This is a genomic window from Acidobacteriota bacterium, assembly GCA_028874215.1.
Taxonomy (GTDB): Bacteria; Acidobacteriota; UBA6911; order RPQK01; family JAJDTT01; genus JAJDTT01.
In genome coordinates this window covers 45,577-64,669 of sequence record JAPPLF010000034.1, presented here as the reverse complement: position 1 = coordinate 64,669, position 19,093 = coordinate 45,577, and the positions used below count along the sequence as shown (strand labels likewise).

The following is a 19,093-nucleotide window of genomic DNA, read 5'->3' as shown; positions in this document are numbered from 1 at the left end:
GGCCCAAGCGCTAGGACAATGCTATGCTGATGCGAACACGGTAAAGTCGGGCTAGTACCTTCGGCCCTGACGAAGAATGGCCGGCACTTCCACTTCCCGGCTCATGACCGGAATCGGGGGGACAGCGATGGGCTTGCCATTGTTCTGGTCCAATGAGGAGGCCTCTCCGGGGCTGTCTCCGGCGGCCAGGTCGGCCTGGTGTCTTCGCCCGCCTTTCGAGCCGGTGAACCCAGTGGCGATCACAGTGATCTTGATTCGGTCCCCCATGCGCTGATCCAGAACCGAGCCGAATATGATGTTGGCGTTGGGATCGGCGGCATTCTGAATCAGCCCGCTGGCTTCGTTGACCTCGTGCAGAGTGAGACTGTCGCTGGCGGTAATGTTGATGAGAACGCCCCGGGCTCCCTGGATGGTGGCGTCGTCCAACAATGGACTGCTCACCGCATCGGTGGCCGCCGTCAACGCCCGGCCTTCTCCTTCTCCCACGCCGGTCCCCATCAGGGCCAATCCCGTACCGCTCATAATGGTCTTGATATCGGCGAAGTCCAGATTGATGAACCCGGGCACGTTGATGAGGTCGGCGATACCCTGAACCGCCTGGCAGAGGATGTCATCGGCGAAGGCGAAGGCATCGGCCAGCGGCGTGCCGGGAGCCAAGGCATCCAACAACCGCTCGTTGGGCACCGTGACCACCGTGTCCGCATTTTCCATCAACTCTTCCAGACCTCGTTGCGCCTGCCGCGTTCTCCGCTGTCCCTCGAAAACAAAAGGGGTCGTCACCACGGCCACGGTGAGAGCTCCCAATTGACGGGCCAGGTCCGCGACCAGGGGTCCGCCTCCGGTTCCGGTCCCGCCGCCGAGGCCCGCGGTCACGAAGACCATGTCCGACCCCTCCAGCAGATCCATGATCCGCTCGGTATCCTCCAAGGCGGCCTGCCGCCCGATATCAGGGTTCGAGCCGGCTCCAAGCCCCTTCGTGATCTTGTTGCCGAGTTGGATTCTGATCCCCGCTTTCGACTGCCTGAGCGCCTGGAGGTCCGTGTTGGCGGCTATGAAGTCGACGCCCTGGACCCCCATCCGGACCATGCGATTGACGGCGTTTCCACCCCCGCCGCCGACACCGATGACCTTGATACGGGCCTCACTTCCCAAGTCGTCCTCAAAGACCCATTTCATGCTGCCGTTATCTTCCAGTTCCGGATGGTCCATGAGTTGCCTCCCAGACGAATCTTCACACCAACGGCCTTCAGGGCCGCGGCGCCTTCCAAAATGCTAAGTGATCTTTTTCAAGATCCAATTCACCAGGCCTCCCCGTGTGCCTCGGTTGGGTTCCTGCAACATCGTCCCGGCGCCGTTGCCGGACCCCGGGCCATGCATGTCCTTTGCGTATCTCACCAGGCCCAGAGCCGTTGCGTGGGAAGGATCGAAGGCCAGATCCTTGTCCGATTCCAGGGGCATGGGATAGCCGACACGAGCCGGAATCTCCAGAATCTCCTCGGCTTGTTCCGCCAGGCCATCCAGTAGTGCTCCGCCGCCCGTGAGCACCACACCGGTCAGCATTTCCCTTCGCATGTGGATCCCATCCACCAGCTTCCGCACCTCCAACAGAATCTCCCGGCAGCGGGCCTGAATCACTCGGCACAGATCCCGGTAGAGGAGACTCCGGGGGCGGCCGGTCCCGATCTCGCGGATCTCAAGCACTGCTTCTTCATCCACCCGCTCCGGAAAGACCGTTCCTTGATCCTTCTTGAGCCGCTCCGCCTCTTCCAGGGTCACCTTGAGCCCGATGGCGATGTCCTTGGTGACCAGATCTCCACCTATGGGCAGGACCGCCGACTCCCAGACGCTTCCCAGCCGGTAGAAAGCGAAATCGGTCGTTCCCCCGCCGATATCCAAGAGGATGACACCGAGTTCCTTTTCGTCTTCGGTCAGCACGGCCTCGGCGGATGCCAACTGTTGCATCACCACACCGTTCACTCCCACGCCGACTTTGTTGACTGCGTTGACGACGTTTTGAAGCGCGGCGGCGGCGTTGAGCACCAGATGAAGATTGACGGACAGACGGCGACCGATCAGACCGAGCGGATCCCTGGTATGTCCTTGTCCATCCACGTTAAAGCCCTGGGTCAGCATGTGAATGACCTCGTAACCCCGGGGGAGTTGAATCGATTTGGCATCGGCGAGGGCTCGACTGATGTCCTCCTTGGTGATCTCGCCCGTCTTGCTCCTGATGTCGGTCTTGCCGGACCGGTTGAGGCCCTGCACGTGGACCCCGCCCACGCTCACGAAAACCGAATCGACCCCGACGCGCGCGTCCCGCTCCGCCTGTTCGAGCGATCTCTTCACACATTCGATGGTCTCCGTCAAATTGACGACCACGCCCTTCTTGAGACCGGCCGACGGAGTCATCCCCACCCCGGAAACCCGAAAAACTTCTCGCTCGACTTGCGCGATGACGGAACAGATCTTGGTGGTTCCGACATCAACTCCGGCCAGCGTTTTCTTCCTCATCGATCTGGTTCCATCCAATTTGCGACCGCGAATCTCCGGTCCGGTCCGGTTCCCCTATGTACTCCTTTCACGAGACTCGCCCGGAGTATGGAAAATGATCTTGTTGTCGAAGGAGACATCGATATATTCGATGCGGCCGTACTCCTTCTTGAGTTGCTGGTAAATGTCCTTCTGGGCCAGAAAGTTCTCATACCGCTCCCGGAAACGGCCGCTTCCCAGGTAGATGGGGACCGGGTCGTCCTCCCTCACGATGGCGATCCGCTCCGGGTCCGCCAGCAGGACCTCGGAAATGGAGAGGGTATAGTCCCCGTCTGAAGAACCGAGATCGGACATCAACCTGGAATAGATTCCCATCTTCTCGAGATTCTCCCGGGTCGCGGAAGGGTTCTCGCGGGCGATGTTCCCCAGGCCTTTCAGAATCGGCCCATCCAACTGCAGGTGGCCGGATCCGTACCGGTCCAGCACGACGCCCTCTTCGTCGACGACATAGAGATCCTGGTCGATTGCGGCCACTGCCACCGGAACTCGTTCCCGGACACTGACGATGAGATGGCCGGGCAACTGGCGGCGCACGGTCGCAGCCCTCACCCAGGACTCCGATTCCACCAGATCCTTGAGCTGTTCCAGGTCGACCCGCAGGATGTTCCCCGAATAGGTCTCAAGCATGAACGTCCTGAGTTTCTGCCAGGAGAGATGCCGGGCCCCCTCGAAGCGAATATCCTGAATCCCGAAAAGCGCCCCACCCTGGGAAGAGTAAGCCGCATGTCGAAGCGCCGTCAGCAGCCCCAGGATCAAGAGACCCGTCCCCAGAAGGCGTCCGGCAAAGATCAGCAATTTACGCAGCTTGTAAGGGCGTTGGACTGGCATCTTCTATACTTCCGGCGCCTTCAAACGGCCCGGCCTTTCAAAAAATCCTCTCCGATCTTCCAGACGTTGCCCGCTCCCAGCGTCAGGAGCAGGTCTCCCGGCATCACGTCTTCCCGCAGGGCCCGCAACATGGCGCCGGGCTGCGGCTGATAGCAGACCTGGCGGCGCCGGCCCACGGCCCGGTACAGATCCTCGCCGAGCCCGCCGGCGACAGGCGCCTCCCCTGCCGGATAGACATCCATCAGGTAAAGAAGATCCGCATCCTGGAAACACTCGGCCAACTCCGACCTCAAATGGAGGGTTCGCGTATACCGGTGCGGCTGAAACACCACGACCACTCTCCGTCCCATTCGGCGGCACGCGTCCAACGTGGTTCGGATCTCAACCGGATGGTGACCGTAATCGTCCATCACACGGACCCCCCCGCGCATGCCCTTGAACTCCAGACGACGTTGTGCGCCGGAGAACGTTCCCAGCGCCCGCCGGATCACGTCAAAGGGCACCTGCAACTCAAGACCCACCACAACGGCGGCCAGAGAGTTCAATACGTTGTGCCGGCCCGCCACATTCAGCCGGAGCCTCCCCAAACGGCGGCCCCGATGGACGCACACGAAGGAAGAACCTCCGGACGTCCACTCCACCGCCTCGGCCCAGACGTCGGCAGAAGGCGCCGTGCCGTACGTTATCACGGGCCGGTGAACGTTTTTCAGGAGCCGCCTGAGGTTGGAATCGTCGGTACAGACGACCGCACGGCCGTCTGCCGGGAGCAGGTTCATGAAGGCGACGAAGGCGTCGCCGATTTCCTCGAGTCCTCCGTAGAAATCCAGATGATCGCGGTCGACGTTGGTGATCACTGCGTGCCTGGGCCGGAGCTTCAGGAAGCTGCCGTCGCTCTCGTCCGCTTCGGCTACGACCCACGGCCCCTTTCCGAGACGTGCGTTGCCGCCGAGGTCCACGGCCCGGGCTCCAACCAGGATCGTGGGGTCCAGGCCGGCTTCGACCATGAGCACGCCGATCATGGAGGTGGTGGTCGTCTTGCCATGGGTTCCCGAGATGGCGATCCCTTCGCCGCCGGCCATGATCCGGGCCAACAGGTCCGCCCGGTGCACCACCGTGATATCCCGTCTGCGAGCCTCCTGGAGTTCGGGATTGTCCCTGCCGACGGCACTGGAAAAGGCCACGATCTCGGCATCTCCCAGATGGTCCGGGCTGTGTCCGATACTGACCCTGACCCCGATCGAACGGAGACTGGATACGGCGTCGCTACAGACCAGGTCGGAACCTGAGACTTCCCAACCCTTCTGGGCCAGAATCTGGGCGATTCCGCTCATCCCCACCCCGCCGATACCGACGAAATGGACCTTCCGGAACTGATCGAGACCTTCCGTCCGGTTGGACCCCATTCCCTTCACCTGCTCCATTCGCATCTTCTCCGGCGTCGTTCGGCCCCAGGAGCGCACCTGCGCGGGGCGCCCCTACGGTGTCCGGTTTCGATTCGGTCCACTCCTCTCCATGTCGACCAGTTTCACGAGCACCTGGATGATCCGGTCGCAATTCCGGGGGTCGCCCAGATTTCCACTGGCTTCGGCCAGAGCCCCGAGTTGAAGACGGTCACGGTCCAAATCGCGAATCATCCGGGCAAGTGCGGGTCCCGCCCCCTCCCCTTCCTCCAGAATCAGGGCGGCGCCCCGGCGAACCAGGGCTTGGGCGTTGGTCCGCTGGTGGTCATCGGCCGCATGGGGATACGGAATCAGGATTGAGGCCTTTCCCGCCGCCGCGACTTCGGCCAGGGTCAAGGCTCCGGCCCGGCAGATCACCAGATCGGCCCAGTGCAGCCGATCCGGCATATCGTGGATGTACTCCAGAACCGCGCCGAAAAAGCCCAACTTCCGGTAACGCTCTTCCACCCGGCTGCGGTCCCGGGGCCCCGTCTGGTGGATCAGCCGGATGCGGCCGGGCGAGAGCTCTTCCAGTGCCTCGCAAACCAGACGATTGATGGCGACGCTTCCTTGACTCCCTCCGAAGATCAACACCCTGAGGGGCCCACCCGCGTTCGGACGTTTACGGTCCCGGTGGAATTGGGGTCGAACCGGGATTCCGGTCAACTCGGCCTTCGGTCCAAAGCGTCCGGCTGTTTCTTCGAACGCCACCGCAACCCTGTCCACCCAGGGAGCCAATAGCCGGTTGGCGAGACCCGGGTGAACGTTGGGTTCGATCACGAGACACGGGATTCGCATCCAGGACGCCACGAGGACCACGGGCCCGGAGGAATAGCCTCCCAGCCCCACCACGGCCGCGGGCCGAAAGCGGCGGAGGATTCCCGCGGCCCGGAGCAGCGCCGCCGGAAGTTGCAGCAAGGTTTGAAACGCCTTCAGGAGACCGGTTCGTTTGAGTCCTCCCAATGAAATCCTCTCCACCGTCACGTCCATATCCGGCAGAATTCGATTTTCGATTCCCCGGCGGGTTCCCACGAAGAGAATCTCAGGACTCGACCCCAACTCCCGCAGGCGCTGGATGACCGCCACCGCCATGTAGACATGACCTCCGGTGCCTCCTCCGGCAAAAAGCAACCCTCGCTCGATCACTGGAACCCCCGGTCCCGGGGAACGGCCTCCTCCCGGTCGGTCCGGCAGCGGCGGGAAATGTTCAGCAGGATGCCCATGCCGGCCATCATGGCCAACATGGAGGATCCGCCGACCGAGACGAACGGGAGCGGAATTCCCTTGGTGGGCAGCAGGCTGACCACGACGCACATGTTGAACATGCCTTGCAGGACCACCATGCACACGATCCCCATGGCCAGCAGAGAGCCGAAATCGGTGTCGGCCCGGAAAGCGATCCGCACTCCTCGCCAGAAGAGCAGAACAAAGAGCGCCACCATGACGAGCGAACCCAGCAATCCAAGCTCCTCCCCCACGACGGCGAAGACGAAATCGGTGTGGGACTCGGGCAGAAAATGGAGCTTCTGCTTGCTCTGGGTCAGACCCAGTCCGGTCCATCCGCCGGAGCCCACGGCGATGAGGCTCTGGCGAATCTGGTATCCGATGCCGGAGGGGTCGACGTCCGGATTCAGGAAGGCCAGAATCCGGTCCTTGCGGTAGGAAGCGCTAAAAATGAGGGCCAGGACGACAGGAATACTCAAGCCGGCGAGGCCGATCAGGTAGATCAGGCGAACGCCGGCCAGGAAGAGCACCGTTCCCACCGTGAGCGCGATGGCGCAGGCGGTCCCCAGATCGGGCTCGACCACGATCAGAGCCAGGACCAGCCCCACAATCCCCAGCAACGGCGCCAACACGGCCAACGACTGGAGGCTCGAGCGGTATCGGGTGAGGTAGTAGGCCGCGAAAACCACGACCCCGAGCTTGGCCAGTTCCGAGGGTTGGAACCTCGTGGGACCGACCGGAATCCAGCGCCGGACATCCTGACCGGTGGGTAGCACCAAGGGAAGAACCAGGAGAATCACGGTGGCGGCCAGCGCCGGATAGATGAATGCGGGAGTCGCATATCGCCGATAGTCCCAATGCGCCGCGATCCAGAAGACCACCAGGCCGATACCGACACTCACCAGCTGCCTTTGGAAAATACGGGTGGAAACGCCGTACCGGTCCAGCGACACCATTCCGGAGGCGCTGAAGGCCATGACCAGGCCGAAGCCCACCAGAACCAGGAGGACCAACAGAATCACAGGGTCGTACGTCGTTCGTCGGGTCACTGCCACTCACCTCCGGTCAACCGTGAAACCAGATCCTTGAAGGTTCTGCCCCGTTCCTCATAGTTGCGGAACATGTCGAAACTGGCGCAGGCCGGGGCCAGCAGCACCGCGTCTCCGGGCACCGCCACGACGAATGCCCGGCGAACCGCTTCCTCAAACCCTCCTACCTCGCTCACCGGGGCGGTTCCGCGCAGCCCCTCCACGAGACTGTCCTTGGCCTCTCCCAAAAGGACCAGGTGCCGGACCTTCCTCTTGACCAGCGGCCTCAGCACCCGGAAGTCGGACCCTTTGTTGGTCCCCCCCATGATGGCGACCAGGGGCTGCTCCAGGGCTTCCATGGCTTTGGCGGCCGATTCCACGTTGGTGGCTTTGGAATCGTTGTAGAAGGAGACGCCCTCCAGGTCCCGGATCCATTCCAGGCGGTGCTCCACGCCGGCGAAGCGGCGGCAGGCACGGGCGATCGCTTCGGGTTCGACGCCCACCATGAAGCCGGCGGCCGCGCCGGCCAGAACGTTTTCCAGATTGTGTTCCCCTTTGAGCCGGACCTGGCTCCGGTCCATCACCTGGTGCGGCTCGCCGTCCACCTGAATCCAGATCTTTCCGTCCCGGGAAAAAGCGCCCGCGCACCGTTCCGACCGGCTGAAGAAGAGGGAACGTGCCTCGGCGCCGTCGGCCATGCGCCTGGAATTGGGTTCGTCCCGGTTGAACACGGCGAAATCCGACGCTTCCTGGTTGAGCAGAATGCGGCGCTTCGCCTGCCAGTAGTCTTCGAAGCTCGCGTGACGATCCAGATGGTCCGGAGTTACGTTGAGGACGACGGCCACCCGGCAGTGCAGCGTCCGGGTCGTCTCCAGTTGAAAGGATGAGAGCTCCACGACCCAGACCGTTTCGTCATTGGCGTCCTCCAGCTTCTCCAGCAGGGGGACTCCGATGTTGCCCGCCACGACATGGGGCCGCCGGCCCGCGGCCAGCATCTCGCCGATCAGTGTGGTCGTGGTGGTCTTGCCGTTGGTTCCCGTGACCCCGATGAGCGTGCCCTTCAGGAAACGGCAAGCCAGCTCGATCTCGCTCCAGACCGGTATTCCCCGCTCCCGGGCCCGCACCAGCGGAGGGATCCCGGACGGCACCCCGGGGCTCAATACGATCATGTCGGCTCCGGTGAAATCCGCTTCCCGGTGACGTCCCAGGACCAACCGAACCTTCCCCTGGAGCCTTGCGATCTGGTCATTCAGATCATTCCTCGTGCGAAGATCCGTGACGCTGACGCGGGCCCCCTTCGCAATCAGGAAGTTGGCCGCGGCCAGGCCGGTCCGGGCCAGTCCGACCACCAGGATGTTTCGACCCGACAACTTCATCGCCAAACCCTCGCCCCCCTTCTACCTGATCTTCAGCGTGGTCAGGCTGAAGAGTGCGAACAGCAGGCCCAGCACCCAGAAACGCACCACCACTTTGGGCTCGTCCCAGCCCAGCAGCTCGAAGTGGTGGTGCAGGGGGGCCATTCGCAGAATGCGCTTCCCGGTGGCCTTGAAGTAAAGGACCTGGAAGATGACCGACAGGGCCTCCAGGACGAAGATGCCCCCGATGGACAACAGCAGGAGTTCCTGCTTGATGAGCACCGCCACGGTGGCGATGGCGCCACCCAGAGACATGGACCCGACATCTCCCATGAAGATCTCGGCGGGGTGGGAGTTGTACCAGAGAAACCCCAGGCTGGCTCCCACCATGGCTCCGCAGAAGATGGAGAGCTCGCTGGCGTAGGTGTTCTTGATCAGCCCCAGATAAGTGGCGAAAGTGGCGTGGCTGGTCACGTAAGCCAGAACCGTCAGGGCCGAAGCCGCAATCACCATCAGGCCGCTGGCCAGTCCATCCAGGCCGTCCGTCAGGTTCACGGCGTTGCTGCTTCCCACGATGACCAGAGCCGTGAACACGATCAGGGGAATGAAGGTCGAGACCCCCAGCACCACCAGATCCAGTTCCGGCGTGAAACGCTTGAAGAAGGGGACGCTCAACTGAATGCTGTAGAGCCCCTGGTAGTGGAGCGCCACGAGAGTCAGCCCGATGCCCAGGGCGATCAGCACCTGGAACAGGATTTTGCGCCGCGGCCGCAGGCCGGTCGAGTTCTTCCTGGAGACCTTGAGGTAGTCGTCGGCCAGGCCCACAGCACCGAACAGGATCAGGGAAGCGACGGCGATCCAGACGTAAAGGTTTCCCAGATCAGCCCACAAAAGGGTGGGCAGTACGATGCTGACGACGATGAGCACTCCGCCCATGGTGGGGGTGCCGGCCTTTTGAAGGTGATGTTCGGGACCGTCTTCCCGGATGAACTGACCGATCTGATAGTCCCTGAGCTTGGCGATGAGCCAGGGACCCAGAATCAGGCTCAAGGCCAGAGCCGTGAGGGTGGCGTAGGCGGTGCGAAACGTAATATAGCGGAGTACGTTCAGGACCGAGAACTGGTCGTGAAGAGCGTACAACAGGTGATAGATCAAGAGCCCTTCCCCTTTTCCAGAAGTGCGGCGATGCGTTCCATTCCGACTCCGCGAGACCCCTTGATCAAGAGGAAGTCGCCGCTGCAAATGAAGCCGGCCAAGTACTCTGCCGCCTCTTCCGAAGTCCCGAAGTAGAGGGTCCTGCCGTCTGCCAAACCCGCCTCGCGAGCTCCATCCAGAACCGGCCGGGCTCCCGCGCCCACCGCCGCCAGGAGATGAGGCTCGATGCGGGCCGCCATCCTTCCGACCCGGCGATGCCAGACCGCGCTCTCGGGACCCAACTCCAGCATCTCTCCCAGAGCGACGATCCGGCGGCCGGCGCCGGCCGACTTTCCCACGGCCTCCAACACCATCCGTACGGCTTGCGGGTTCGAGTTGTAGGAGTCGTCCAAGATCCTGATCCGCCGGGAACCGGACATCTCCAACCCCCGGATCTTCCCTCGCATGGGCAGCGGCGACAGGCTGGGAATCGCCCCTTCGATCTGTTCACGGCTCAAACCCAGGGTCCGGGCCGCAGCCACGGCCGCAGCCAGGTTGTAGAGATGATGGCGGCCGACGAAGGACACCCGGCAGGAGGACTCTCCCCATCCGGCCCGGAGGATGAACCGGGTGCTGTTCGAGTCGACCACCCGGACGTCCGTGACCTGGACGTCCGCTTTCCTCTCCAGCGAGAAGGAGACGCTGCGCCCATGGAAGGCGGAAGCAAGGTCCGCCACCCGGCGGTCGTCGGCGTTGTAGACGAAGACCCCCGCCGGCGCCATGTCCTCCAGGATCTCGCCCTTGGCTCGAGCGATCTCGTCGACACTGGAGAAAAATTCGAGATGCACCGGCGCCACATTGGTGATGACGGCGAGATCGGGACGGCAGATCCGGGCCAGACGCCGGATCTCGCCGGCATGGTTCATGCCCAGTTCCAGCACCGCCAGGTCATGCCGTTCCTCCAACAGGAGAAGGGAAAGGGGCACTCCGAAGGCGTTGTTGAAGTTGGCGGGAGACTGAAGAACCTGGTGGCCGGATTCGAGCAGCCGGGTGGTGAAAGTGCGGGTCGTGGTCTTCCCCATGCTGCCGGTCACGCCCACCAGACTCCGGCCCCACCGTCTGCGGAGTTCGGCAGCCAGTTCCTGCAGCGCCAGTGTGGTGTCGGCGACGCGGAGGAAGATCCGGTCTTCATAGGCGCCGGCATCCAGGTTCGGCGTGCGGGAACAAACCCCCACCGCCGCTCCGCGCTCCATGGCGGCCTCCAGGAAATCGTGCCCGTCCAGGCGATCCCCCTTGATGGCGAAGAAGCAATCGCCCGGCTTCACCTGCCGGCTGTCGATGACGACCCGGGGCAGAGGCCGACGCGCCTGCCGACCCAGATCCCGGCCCCAGGTTCGGGCGCCCATGACCTGGGCCGCTTGCCGGAAATCTAGTCCAAACACACCGAATCCCTCACCACTTCCCGATCGTCGAAGGGGATTCGAGTCCCCTGGATTTCCTGATAGGTTTCCTGTCCCTTGCCCGCCACCAGGACCATGTCTCCGGTCCCGGCCAGCTTCACGACGCGGCCGATGGCCTCCCTTCGATCGGCGATGGTTTCGAAGTTGTCCCGTTCGGCAGGGATTCCTGCCCTGATCTGCTGGAGGATGGCCTCCGGATCCTCGCTCCGCGGGTTGTCCGTGGTCAAAATGGTCCAGTCGGACCGGCGGGTGGCGATTTCGCCCATCCGCGGCCGCTTGGACGCGTCCCGGTCTCCACCGCAGCCGAAAACGCAGAGCACCCGGTTCGAGGTCAAGCCCCGGGCCAGGCGCAACACGTTCTCCAGCGCGTCCGGCGTATGAGCGTAGTCCACGACCACCGTGTAGTCCCGGTCCACGTCGACCTTCTCGAAACGGCCGGGGACGCGGTCGAGTCCGGAGATGCCCGCGCAGATCTGCCGGTCTCCGATCCCCAATGCATGGCAGGCCGCCACCGCCGCCATGATGTTGTAGAGGTTGTGGTTTCCCACCAGGGGACTGCTCAAGGCCAGGCGGCGACCCCGGCACTCGAGCTCCACCCGCGTCCCGTCAACCGTGGTCTTCCGCGTGATCGGGCGGACCTGCGCTTCCGGTGTCATGCCGAAGGTCACGGCCTCGCCTTCCGGATCGAGCCGGCGGCTCGCCGGGTCGTCGTGATTGATCACCGACCAGGCCAGACCGGGGTTGTAATCGGACCGGAACAGGAGGCGCTTGCTCTGGAGGTAGTTCTCCCGAGTGTGATGAAAGTCCAGGTGGTCCCGGGTCAGATTCGTGAAGACGGCCACCGGAAAGCGGCAGCCGTAGACCCGGTCCAGGGCGAGGGAATGGGAGGAGACCTCCATCACGCCCCGGCCGCAGCCGGATTCGACTGCCTGGTTCAGAATGGATTGGATGTCCACGGATTCCGGCGTGGTTCGCTCCGAGGCCCAATTCCTGCCGTCGAGACGGGCTCCCAGGGTGCCCATAACGAGAGAAGGTTCCCCTTGGCTCATGATGGAGTGCACCAGGAACGCGGTCGTGGTCTTCCCGTTGGTCCCGGTAATGCCCACCAGCCTCAGCCTGGCCGAAGGCTGTCCGAAGAAACGATCGGAGACGCTGGCCATGAAGCGCCGGATACGGGACACCTGGATCCAGGCAAAGCCGCAATCGTCCGGAGCGGGCCGTTGGGAGGCTACGGCAACCGCGCCCCGTTTCACTGCCTGATCCAGGTAGAGATGTCCGTCGCTTTCGAACCCTTGGATGGCGAAAAAAAGGCTTCCGGTTTCCGCTTGCCGGGAGTCGTAAGCGAGGGACTCGATCTCCGGGTCGCCCGCCTCAGCGACGGCTCTCACGAACGCTCTGACTCCTTCGGCCGAGAGCAAGTTGCTGAGTCTCATAGGTGGAGCTTTCCGTGCCGTCCAAATGGACCTGACACATGGATTCGGGGAAAACCGGAGTCCCGGGTTTGGGATGCTGGGCCACGACCACGCCACTGCCGGTCACTCTCAACCTCAGAGAGAGACTGCCGGCCTTGCGGAGTGCTTCCCGGAGGCTGAGACCGCTCAGGTCCGGGAGCGGAAAGGTCCCGGTTGCCACCGTCACCGATTTACCTCCATCCGAGTCCGGATTCCCGTCTCCCATCAGGCTCGACAATTCCGCGGCCAGTCCATCCCGCGTCCACGGCTCCTCGGCCGGCGACGCCGCCAGGTCCACCCGCCGGTTCGGCCGCTTCTTCTGTTGGCGGGCCAGCCGCTTGTTCGGCTGCGGCAGCCGTCGATCCTGAGGGACATGGAGACTGACCAGAGCCCGTTCCATGATTCGGCGGAAGGCGGGAGCGGCCACCAGTCCGCCATAGTGGTGGACTCGAGGCTCGTCGATGACGACCAGCGCGGCCAGCACGGGATTGGAGAGGGGGGCGATTCCCGCAAACGAGGCTACGAAGCGGGTGCGCGAATAGCTGCCGTCAACGAACTTCTGAGCGGTGCCGGTCTTTCCGCCGGCCGAGTATCCGGTCGGCTGGGCCCTGCGTCCCGTCCCCCGCTCCACGACCATGCCCATGGCGTTCCTGATGGTCCGGACGGTCTCCTCCGACAGCACCCTCTCACGTTCCACCCGGCTCTCTTCCAGTATCCTCCCATCCTCGGAGAGGATGTGCCGGACCAGGCGAGGCTTCACCAGATAGCCTCCGTTTCCGAAAACCGCCAGAGCCCGCACCATCTGAATCGGCGTGACTCCAATCTCCTGTCCGATGGAGAGAGCCCCGATGGAGATTCGGGACCAGCGCTCGGGCGGAACCAGCAGTCCCACCTGTTCGCCCGGCAATTCGATTCCCGTCTTGCTTCCGAACCCGAAACGCCGGATGAAGGAATACAATTTTTCCTCACCCAGTCGAAGTCCCATCTTGATGGTGCCGACATTGCTCGACTTGGCCAGAATCTCCTCGAAGCTGAGGGTGCCGTAGCTCCTCTTGGCTTCCCGGTAGACCTTGCGGCCCAGACGCACCGTTCCGACTCGGCAGTCCACCAGTTCTCCCGACTGGACGAGCCCCTCCTCCAAGGCGGCCGAAAGCGTCACCAGCTTGAAGGTCGACCCTGGCTCATAGATGTCGAGGATGGCGCGGTTTCGTTTTTCCTCGGGGCCGTAACTGGTGTAGTCGTTGGGGTTGTAGGTGGGATGGGAGGCCAGGGCCAGGATTTCGCCGGTGTGAACGTCCATGACGATCGCCGATCCCGACGACGCTTTCCATTCGCGTATCGTATCCCCCAGGATCTGTTCCACCGAGTACTGGATGGACTCGTCCAGATTGAGGACCACGATGTTCCCTCCGGAACCGGTGCCCGAGGCTTCACGGTTGTAGACGTGCCGCCGGCCGTCCACCTTCAGATTGACGCGAGTCTTCTCGCCGCGCATCACTCCGTCGTAGAGGTACTCGACCCCGCCCAGACCTTCGTTTTCCACCCCGACGAAACCCAGGACGTGAGCCGCCAGTTCCCATTGGGGATAGGTTCGCTTCACGTCCCAGTCGACCTGGATGCCCTTGAGCTTCAGCGCGTTGATGGTCGTGACCTGGTGCGGAGGGATCTTTCTGGCCAGATAGGTGAAGCCGGTGTTGGAATCGAGCGTCTCCCGGATCTCCTCCTGGCTCAAAGGCAGGAACGGGGCCAGGGCCGTGGCAGCCTTTCCTGGCTCCGGAACCTGCCCGGGGTGACTCCCGACCGAGCCGCTCTCGACGCTTACGGCCAGCTCCCGGAGATTCCGGTCCAGAATTTCGCCACGTTTGACCCTGACGTAGACGTGACCCTCGCTCTGGGCCTGCGCCAGTTGGCGGAAATGGTCCCGCTTCAAGACCTGGAGGTCCACCAGGCGGACGACCAGGCCCACGACCGAGGCCAGGACGAGCATGTAGAACACAATTACCCGTCTTGGGACCAGGGCTCGGTTGCGGTCTTGGGAATCGGCACTCATTCCGGCGAAACCTCGAAACGGCCGCGGGCCGCGACGACCAGCTCGCGTCCCGGCTCGGAGAGGCGGGATTTTCCTTCGATGATCCTGACCGACCCGTTACTGGAAGCGATGAGACCCAGGCTCGAGGCCCGCCGGTCGATGGTCTCGGGATTGATGAGCGTGGCATGCTCGACGCGGAGCGCGTTGTTGAATTCGCGAAGCTCCGTGTTCTCCTTCCGCAGCCGCGCGGCTTCGTACTGGGATTCCAGGATCCCCATCCGCAGGCCCGCGTAAACGAGGACCAACCCCGCGACTACGCCCACCGCCAACAACCAGCCCAGCATCTGCCAACCATTCGCCCCGGACCTCTCCTGAACCGGACGGTTGCGAAATTGTTGAAAACAGCAATCCACCATCTGCCCTATCCTCTGTTCGCTTCCCTCACCCCGTCACCCCATCGGAATCCTTCCGCCTTCCGGCCGCGCTCCGTGCGGGAACCGGCGGCGCCGCAACCTTCGGACGAGGCGTTCAGCCGTTCAACGGCCCGGAGTTTGGCGCTTCTCGCGCGCGGGTTGGCTCGAATCTCCTGCCCCGATGGCCGGACCGGCCGCCGGGTCAGGACTCGCACGCGGCGGCGCCGGGGGCATCCGCACAGATCCCGGGGAGAAAAACAGATGCACTTCCCCGATTCCCGGGCAAAGGCCCGCTTCACCAATCGATCCTCAAGGCTGTGAAAGGCCAACACCACGAGCCGGCCTCCCGGCCGCAGAAAATCCACGACGCCGGAGAGGAACGCTTCCAGGTTCTTCAATTCCTGGTTGACCTCGATTCGAAGGGCCTGAAAGACCTGGGTTGCGGGGTGGAGACGAGTCCCCCGGGGCCAACCTTTGACTCGCTCCACCACCGCCGCCAACTCCGTGGTCGTTTCGAAACGCTTCCGGTGGCGCTCCTCGACCATCGCCGCCACCACTCTTGCCGCCCCCGTGACCTCGCCGTAGGCCCGCAGAATCTCCACCAGACGCTCGGGAGGCGAATCATTGACCAGGCTCGCCGCGGTAACCGTCTGGGCGCGGTCCATCCGCATGTCCAGGGGTCCCTCTTTCAGGAAGCTGAATCCCCTCTCGGCCACGTCCAACTGGAGTGAGGAAACCCCCACGTCGGCCAGACAGCCGTCGATCCGGCGGATCCGGAGTCTCCGGAGCAACCGGGGAAGATTCCTGAAGTTCTCCCGGTGCAGACTCAGCCTGGCCTTCGATGGCGCGAGGCGCCGGGCCGCCAGCCGGAGCGCATCTTCGTCCAGGTCCAGAACCACCAGGCGTCCCGCTCCCAACCTCTTCAGGATCTCTCGGGAATGACCGCCGAGACCCACCGTGCAATCGACGTAGACGCCTCGCGGCCGGACCTGGAGGTGGTCCAGAACCGTCTTGCACAACACCGGTATGTGGGCCGTATCCGTTCCCGTCATGGTCAAAGCCCCAACTCCGCCAGAGCGATCTCGTCCTCACGCGTATACGGATCAGCTTCGAGCAGACTCTCGAAGCGTTTCCGGTTCCAAAGCTGCAGATAAGTCAACGACCCCATGACCGCCACGCCGTTGGTGATTTCGGCCCGTTCCCGGAGGTGGGGAGGAATCAGGACTCTCCCCTGCCTGTCCATGGAGACCATCTGGCCGTAGTAGTTCGTGTTGCGCAGGAACTTGATCTTCTCGGGCAGCATCTTGGGCGGCTCCAGCAACTTGCTCTCGATCTGCTCCCATTCGCTGAGGGGATAGATCAGGACGGATTCGCCGTTGGTGCTGGTGACATAGAGTTCCGTGCCGTACTTCTCCTCGAAGATCCTGCGATACGCCGCGGGGATCTTGATGCGCCCCTGAGCGTCGATCTTGGTGGGGAAGTTTCCTCTGAACACAGTGACAATCCGGTGTTGTTTAGACCTATTTATCCCTTTTTGAACTGATTTTGGCCACAATATTCCTATCGCCGCCCAAGTGTCAAGAAAATTCCGAATAAAACGACGCCGATTGACCGTGGACCCGGGACTCGAGTGGCGAATTTGTAAGGAGCTTTCCCACCGGCCCGGTCCGGCGGACGCCCGGTAGAAACAAGGAAAGGAACGACGGTTTCCCAACCGCCGATTCTTGGACACCGGCGAACGAAGGGAAACCGGGCGATTGGAAATCGCCCCTCCCATAGGAGCGGCGGTTTCCTAACCGCCGAACTGGAGCGGCGATTTCCAATCGCCCTTCCTTTTTCTTGGACGGCGGGAAGATCGCGGGTCCGGGCTGGGACCGGGAATCAGACCGGGTAAGCCTGGAGCATCTCCACGACGGTGGTTACGGCATCGCCCAGCGGGACTTCCCTCTTGCTGGCGTCCTGGCGGGAAAAGATCTCGACCCGTCCCTGCCGGAGGGCCCGTCCCACGGTGATTCGGATCGGAACCCCGATGAGTTCGGCGTCCTTGAACTTGAAGCCGGGCCGCTCGTTCCGGTCATCCAGGAGACAGTCGACGCCGCGGTCCCAGAGGGTCCGGTAGATCTCGCGGGCGGCCGCGAATTGTTTCCGGTCGTCCGCCCGCACGACCGTGACCACGGCCTGGAACGGCGCCAACGCCCGGGGCCAGACGATACCGAATTCGTCGTGGTACAGCTCCACCGCGGCGGCCATGATCCGCTCGAGGCCGATTCCGTAGCTGCCCATGATCCAGGGCCGCTCCTTACCTTGCCGGTCCAGCACGCGGGCCTTCATGGACTCGCTGTACTTGTATCCCAGCTTGAAGATATGTCCGATTTCCAGCGTCTTCTCGACCTGCAAAGGCTGACCGCAATCCAGACAGGCGTCCCCCTGCTCGACCAAACGCAGATCCTGGAAGCTCGCCTGGAAATCCCGTCCCGGAGTGACATGCAGCAGATGGTAGTCGTCCTGATTGGCGCCGCAGACCAGGTTCCGCCGGCCCTCCAGGCCCCGGTCGGCCACCACCTTGACGAAGTCGGCGCCCACCGGTCCCAGGCTGCCCGCGCCGGCTCCGAACAGGTCCCTGATCTCCTCGGACCGGGCCATTCGGAAGTCGCCGCTGCCGGCCAGCCGGCTCAGCTTCAGATCATTGAGCTGGTGGTCGCCCCGCAGCAACAACAGCCATGGCGTCTCCCCCACCAGGTAGACCAGAGATTTGATCTGCCGGGACCGAGGGACATTCAGAAAGTCGCTCACCTCCTGAATCGTTTTGCGGCCCGGCGTATGCACCTTCCGGGGCGGAAGGTCCACCACCTCGTCTTCCTGCGCCTCCAATGCCGAGACAGCCCGGTCCAGGTTGGAGGCATACCCACAGGCACAGGTGACGACATGGTCCTCTCCGGCATCGGTCCGGACCATGAACTCGTGAGAGACGCTGCCCCCCATGGCTCCCGAGTCCGCCTCGACCACCAGGTACCGGAGGCCGCAGCGATCGAAAATCCTGCGGTAGGCCTGCTCGTGAAGCCGGTAGCTGCGGTCCAATCCTTCGGCGTCGAGGTCGAAGCTGTAGGAATCCTTCATGTGAAAGTGCCGCACCCGCAGCAGACCCGACTTGGGGCGGGGTTCATCCCGGAACTTGAGCTGAATCTGGTACCAGATCTGAGGCAGCGCGCGGTAGGACCTGATTTCGTCGCGAGCGATGGTGGTGAAGATCTCCTCATGAGTCATCCCGAGGCACATGTCCCGGCCGGAACGATCCTTGAGCCGGAACATCTCGTCGCCCATGGCCTCCCAACGGCCCGATTCCCTCCACGGCTCGGCCGGGTGGAGGGCCGGCAGGACGAACTCCTGAGCGCCGATGGCGTCCATCTCATGGCGGATGATGTCCTCGATTTTCCGCAAGGTCCGCCTCGCCAGGGGAAGGAAGGAATAGATGCCCGAACCCAACTGACGGATGAATCCGGCGCGCAGCAGGAGGCGATGGGAGGGCACCTCCGCCTCCGAAGGAGTCTCCTTCAAGGTGGGCGCATAGAACCGGGACCAGCGCATGGGAAGCGCTGTTTCTATCGGTTTGACCGGGTCAAGTCAAGTGAGCTACCATCCATCGGCAGGACCGTCGCGCATGCAGATTTGGATTGGTGCCGATCACGCCGGGGTGGAATTGAAGGAGCAGATCAAGGATCTGCTTGAAGCCGATAATCACGAGGTGACCGACCGGGGGCCCCACTCGAACGACAGCGTCGATTATCCCGACTTCGCGGCGTCCGTGGCCCAGGGGGTCTCTTCCGGCAGCGCCGAGCGCGGCATCCTCGTCTGCGGCACCGGCATCGGCATGGCCATCGCCGCCAACAAGATCTCCGGTGTGCGGGCGGCCGTCTGCCACGACCTGGAAACGGTTCGTCTCAGCCGTCAACACAATCAAGCCAACGTACTGGCTTTGGGCGCTCGGACTCTCGAGCCGAAGCTGGCTCTTTCCATGGTGCGGGAATGGCTCCGGGTCGGTTTTGAAGGTGGCCGCCATGACCGCCGGGTCCGCAAGATTTCCTCGCTGGAGCGCTGACTCCGCCGGCGCTCGACAGTCCGTGGCGAGAGACCCCGCAGATCACCCGCCCGCTGAAGAACCCGCTGGCCAAGGCGCGCCGGGCA

The 19,093-nt window shown here is 63.2% G+C and carries 16 protein-coding genes; 1 reads left to right on the top strand and 15 read right to left on the bottom strand.

Going from position 1 to position 19,093, the window contains the following annotated elements; all coding sequences use genetic code 11:
* Nucleotides 1-51 precede the first annotated feature (51 nt).
* From ftsZ to OXT71_06775, 15 genes are all read right to left on the bottom strand, one after another.
* Entirely contained in the window at nucleotides 52-1,176 is a 1,125-nt protein-coding gene (gene ftsZ / locus OXT71_06845) for a cell division protein FtsZ (protein ID MDE2926099.1), read from the bottom strand.
* Between the two features lie 96 nt (nucleotides 1,177-1,272).
* Nucleotides 1,273-2,511: a cell division protein FtsA gene (ftsA, locus tag OXT71_06840; GenBank protein ID MDE2926098.1), complete on the bottom strand. Its 1,239-nt coding sequence runs from the start codon at nucleotides 2,509-2,511 to the stop codon at nucleotides 1,273-1,275.
* A 54-nt stretch (nucleotides 2,512-2,565) separates the two neighbouring features.
* Entirely contained in the window at nucleotides 2,566-3,378 is an 813-nt protein-coding gene (locus OXT71_06835) for an FtsQ-type POTRA domain-containing protein (protein ID MDE2926097.1), read from the bottom strand.
* Between the two features lie 20 nt (nucleotides 3,379-3,398).
* Nucleotides 3,399-4,799 carry a UDP-N-acetylmuramate--L-alanine ligase gene (murC, locus tag OXT71_06830; protein ID MDE2926096.1) on the bottom strand — a complete coding sequence of 467 codons (1,401 nt, stop codon included), beginning with the start codon at nucleotides 4,797-4,799 and terminating at the stop codon, nucleotides 3,399-3,401.
* A 54-nt stretch (nucleotides 4,800-4,853) separates the two neighbouring features.
* Entirely contained in the window at nucleotides 4,854-5,963 is a 1,110-nt protein-coding gene (murG, locus tag OXT71_06825) for an undecaprenyldiphospho-muramoylpentapeptide beta-N-acetylglucosaminyltransferase (protein ID MDE2926095.1), read from the bottom strand.
* Nucleotides 5,960-7,090: a putative lipid II flippase FtsW gene (ftsW, locus tag OXT71_06820; GenBank protein MDE2926094.1), complete on the bottom strand. Its 1,131-nt coding sequence runs from the start codon at nucleotides 7,088-7,090 to the stop codon at nucleotides 5,960-5,962. Before ftsW ends, murG begins: the two co-directional genes overlap by 4 nt.
* Nucleotides 7,087-8,445 carry a UDP-N-acetylmuramoyl-L-alanine--D-glutamate ligase gene (gene murD, locus OXT71_06815; protein ID MDE2926093.1) on the bottom strand — a complete coding sequence of 453 codons (1,359 nt, stop codon included), beginning with the start codon at nucleotides 8,443-8,445 and terminating at the stop codon, nucleotides 7,087-7,089. The genes ftsW and murD overlap by 4 nt, the downstream gene beginning before the upstream one ends.
* A gap of 21 nt (nucleotides 8,446-8,466) precedes the next feature.
* On the bottom strand, nucleotides 8,467-9,579 hold the full coding sequence (mraY, locus tag OXT71_06810) for a phospho-N-acetylmuramoyl-pentapeptide-transferase (protein ID MDE2926092.1): 1,113 nt from the start codon (nucleotides 9,577-9,579) through the stop codon (nucleotides 8,467-8,469).
* Nucleotides 9,576-11,000: a UDP-N-acetylmuramoyl-tripeptide--D-alanyl-D-alanine ligase gene (locus OXT71_06805; protein MDE2926091.1), complete on the bottom strand. Its 1,425-nt coding sequence runs from the start codon at nucleotides 10,998-11,000 to the stop codon at nucleotides 9,576-9,578. Before OXT71_06805 ends, mraY begins: the two co-directional genes overlap by 4 nt.
* Nucleotides 10,988-12,406: a UDP-N-acetylmuramoyl-L-alanyl-D-glutamate--2,6-diaminopimelate ligase gene (locus OXT71_06800; protein MDE2926090.1), complete on the bottom strand. Its 1,419-nt coding sequence runs from the start codon at nucleotides 12,404-12,406 to the stop codon at nucleotides 10,988-10,990. The genes OXT71_06805 and OXT71_06800 overlap by 13 nt, the downstream gene beginning before the upstream one ends.
* The gene (locus OXT71_06795) at nucleotides 12,390-14,519 is read right to left on the bottom strand and encodes a penicillin-binding protein (GenBank protein ID MDE2926089.1); all 2,130 of its coding nucleotides are present in this window, start codon (nucleotides 14,517-14,519) and stop codon (nucleotides 12,390-12,392) included. Before OXT71_06795 ends, OXT71_06800 begins: the two co-directional genes overlap by 17 nt.
* A complete protein-coding gene (locus tag OXT71_06790) occupies nucleotides 14,516-14,914 on the bottom strand; it encodes a hypothetical protein (protein MDE2926088.1) in 399 nt (132 codons plus the stop codon). Before OXT71_06790 ends, OXT71_06795 begins: the two co-directional genes overlap by 4 nt.
* A 5-nt stretch (nucleotides 14,915-14,919) precedes the next feature.
* On the bottom strand, nucleotides 14,920-15,963 hold the full coding sequence (gene rsmH, locus OXT71_06785; protein MDE2926087.1) for a 16S rRNA (cytosine(1402)-N(4))-methyltransferase RsmH: 1,044 nt from the start codon (nucleotides 15,961-15,963) through the stop codon (nucleotides 14,920-14,922).
* Between the two features lie 2 nt (nucleotides 15,964-15,965).
* Nucleotides 15,966-16,406: a division/cell wall cluster transcriptional repressor MraZ gene (locus OXT71_06780; protein MDE2926086.1), complete on the bottom strand. Its 441-nt coding sequence runs from the start codon at nucleotides 16,404-16,406 to the stop codon at nucleotides 15,966-15,968.
* Nucleotides 16,407-16,792: 386 nt separating this feature from the next.
* Nucleotides 16,793-18,496, bottom strand: coding sequence for a proline--tRNA ligase (locus OXT71_06775; GenBank protein ID MDE2926085.1), 1,704 nt, complete (start codon nucleotides 18,494-18,496; stop codon nucleotides 16,793-16,795).
* A gap of 73 nt (nucleotides 18,497-18,569) precedes the next feature.
* Here OXT71_06775 and rpiB point away from each other — a divergent pair, with 73 nt between their 5' ends.
* Nucleotides 18,570-19,007: a ribose 5-phosphate isomerase B gene (gene rpiB / locus OXT71_06770; protein MDE2926084.1), complete on the top strand. Its 438-nt coding sequence runs from the start codon at nucleotides 18,570-18,572 to the stop codon at nucleotides 19,005-19,007.
* Nucleotides 19,008-19,093: the final 86 nt, after the last annotated feature.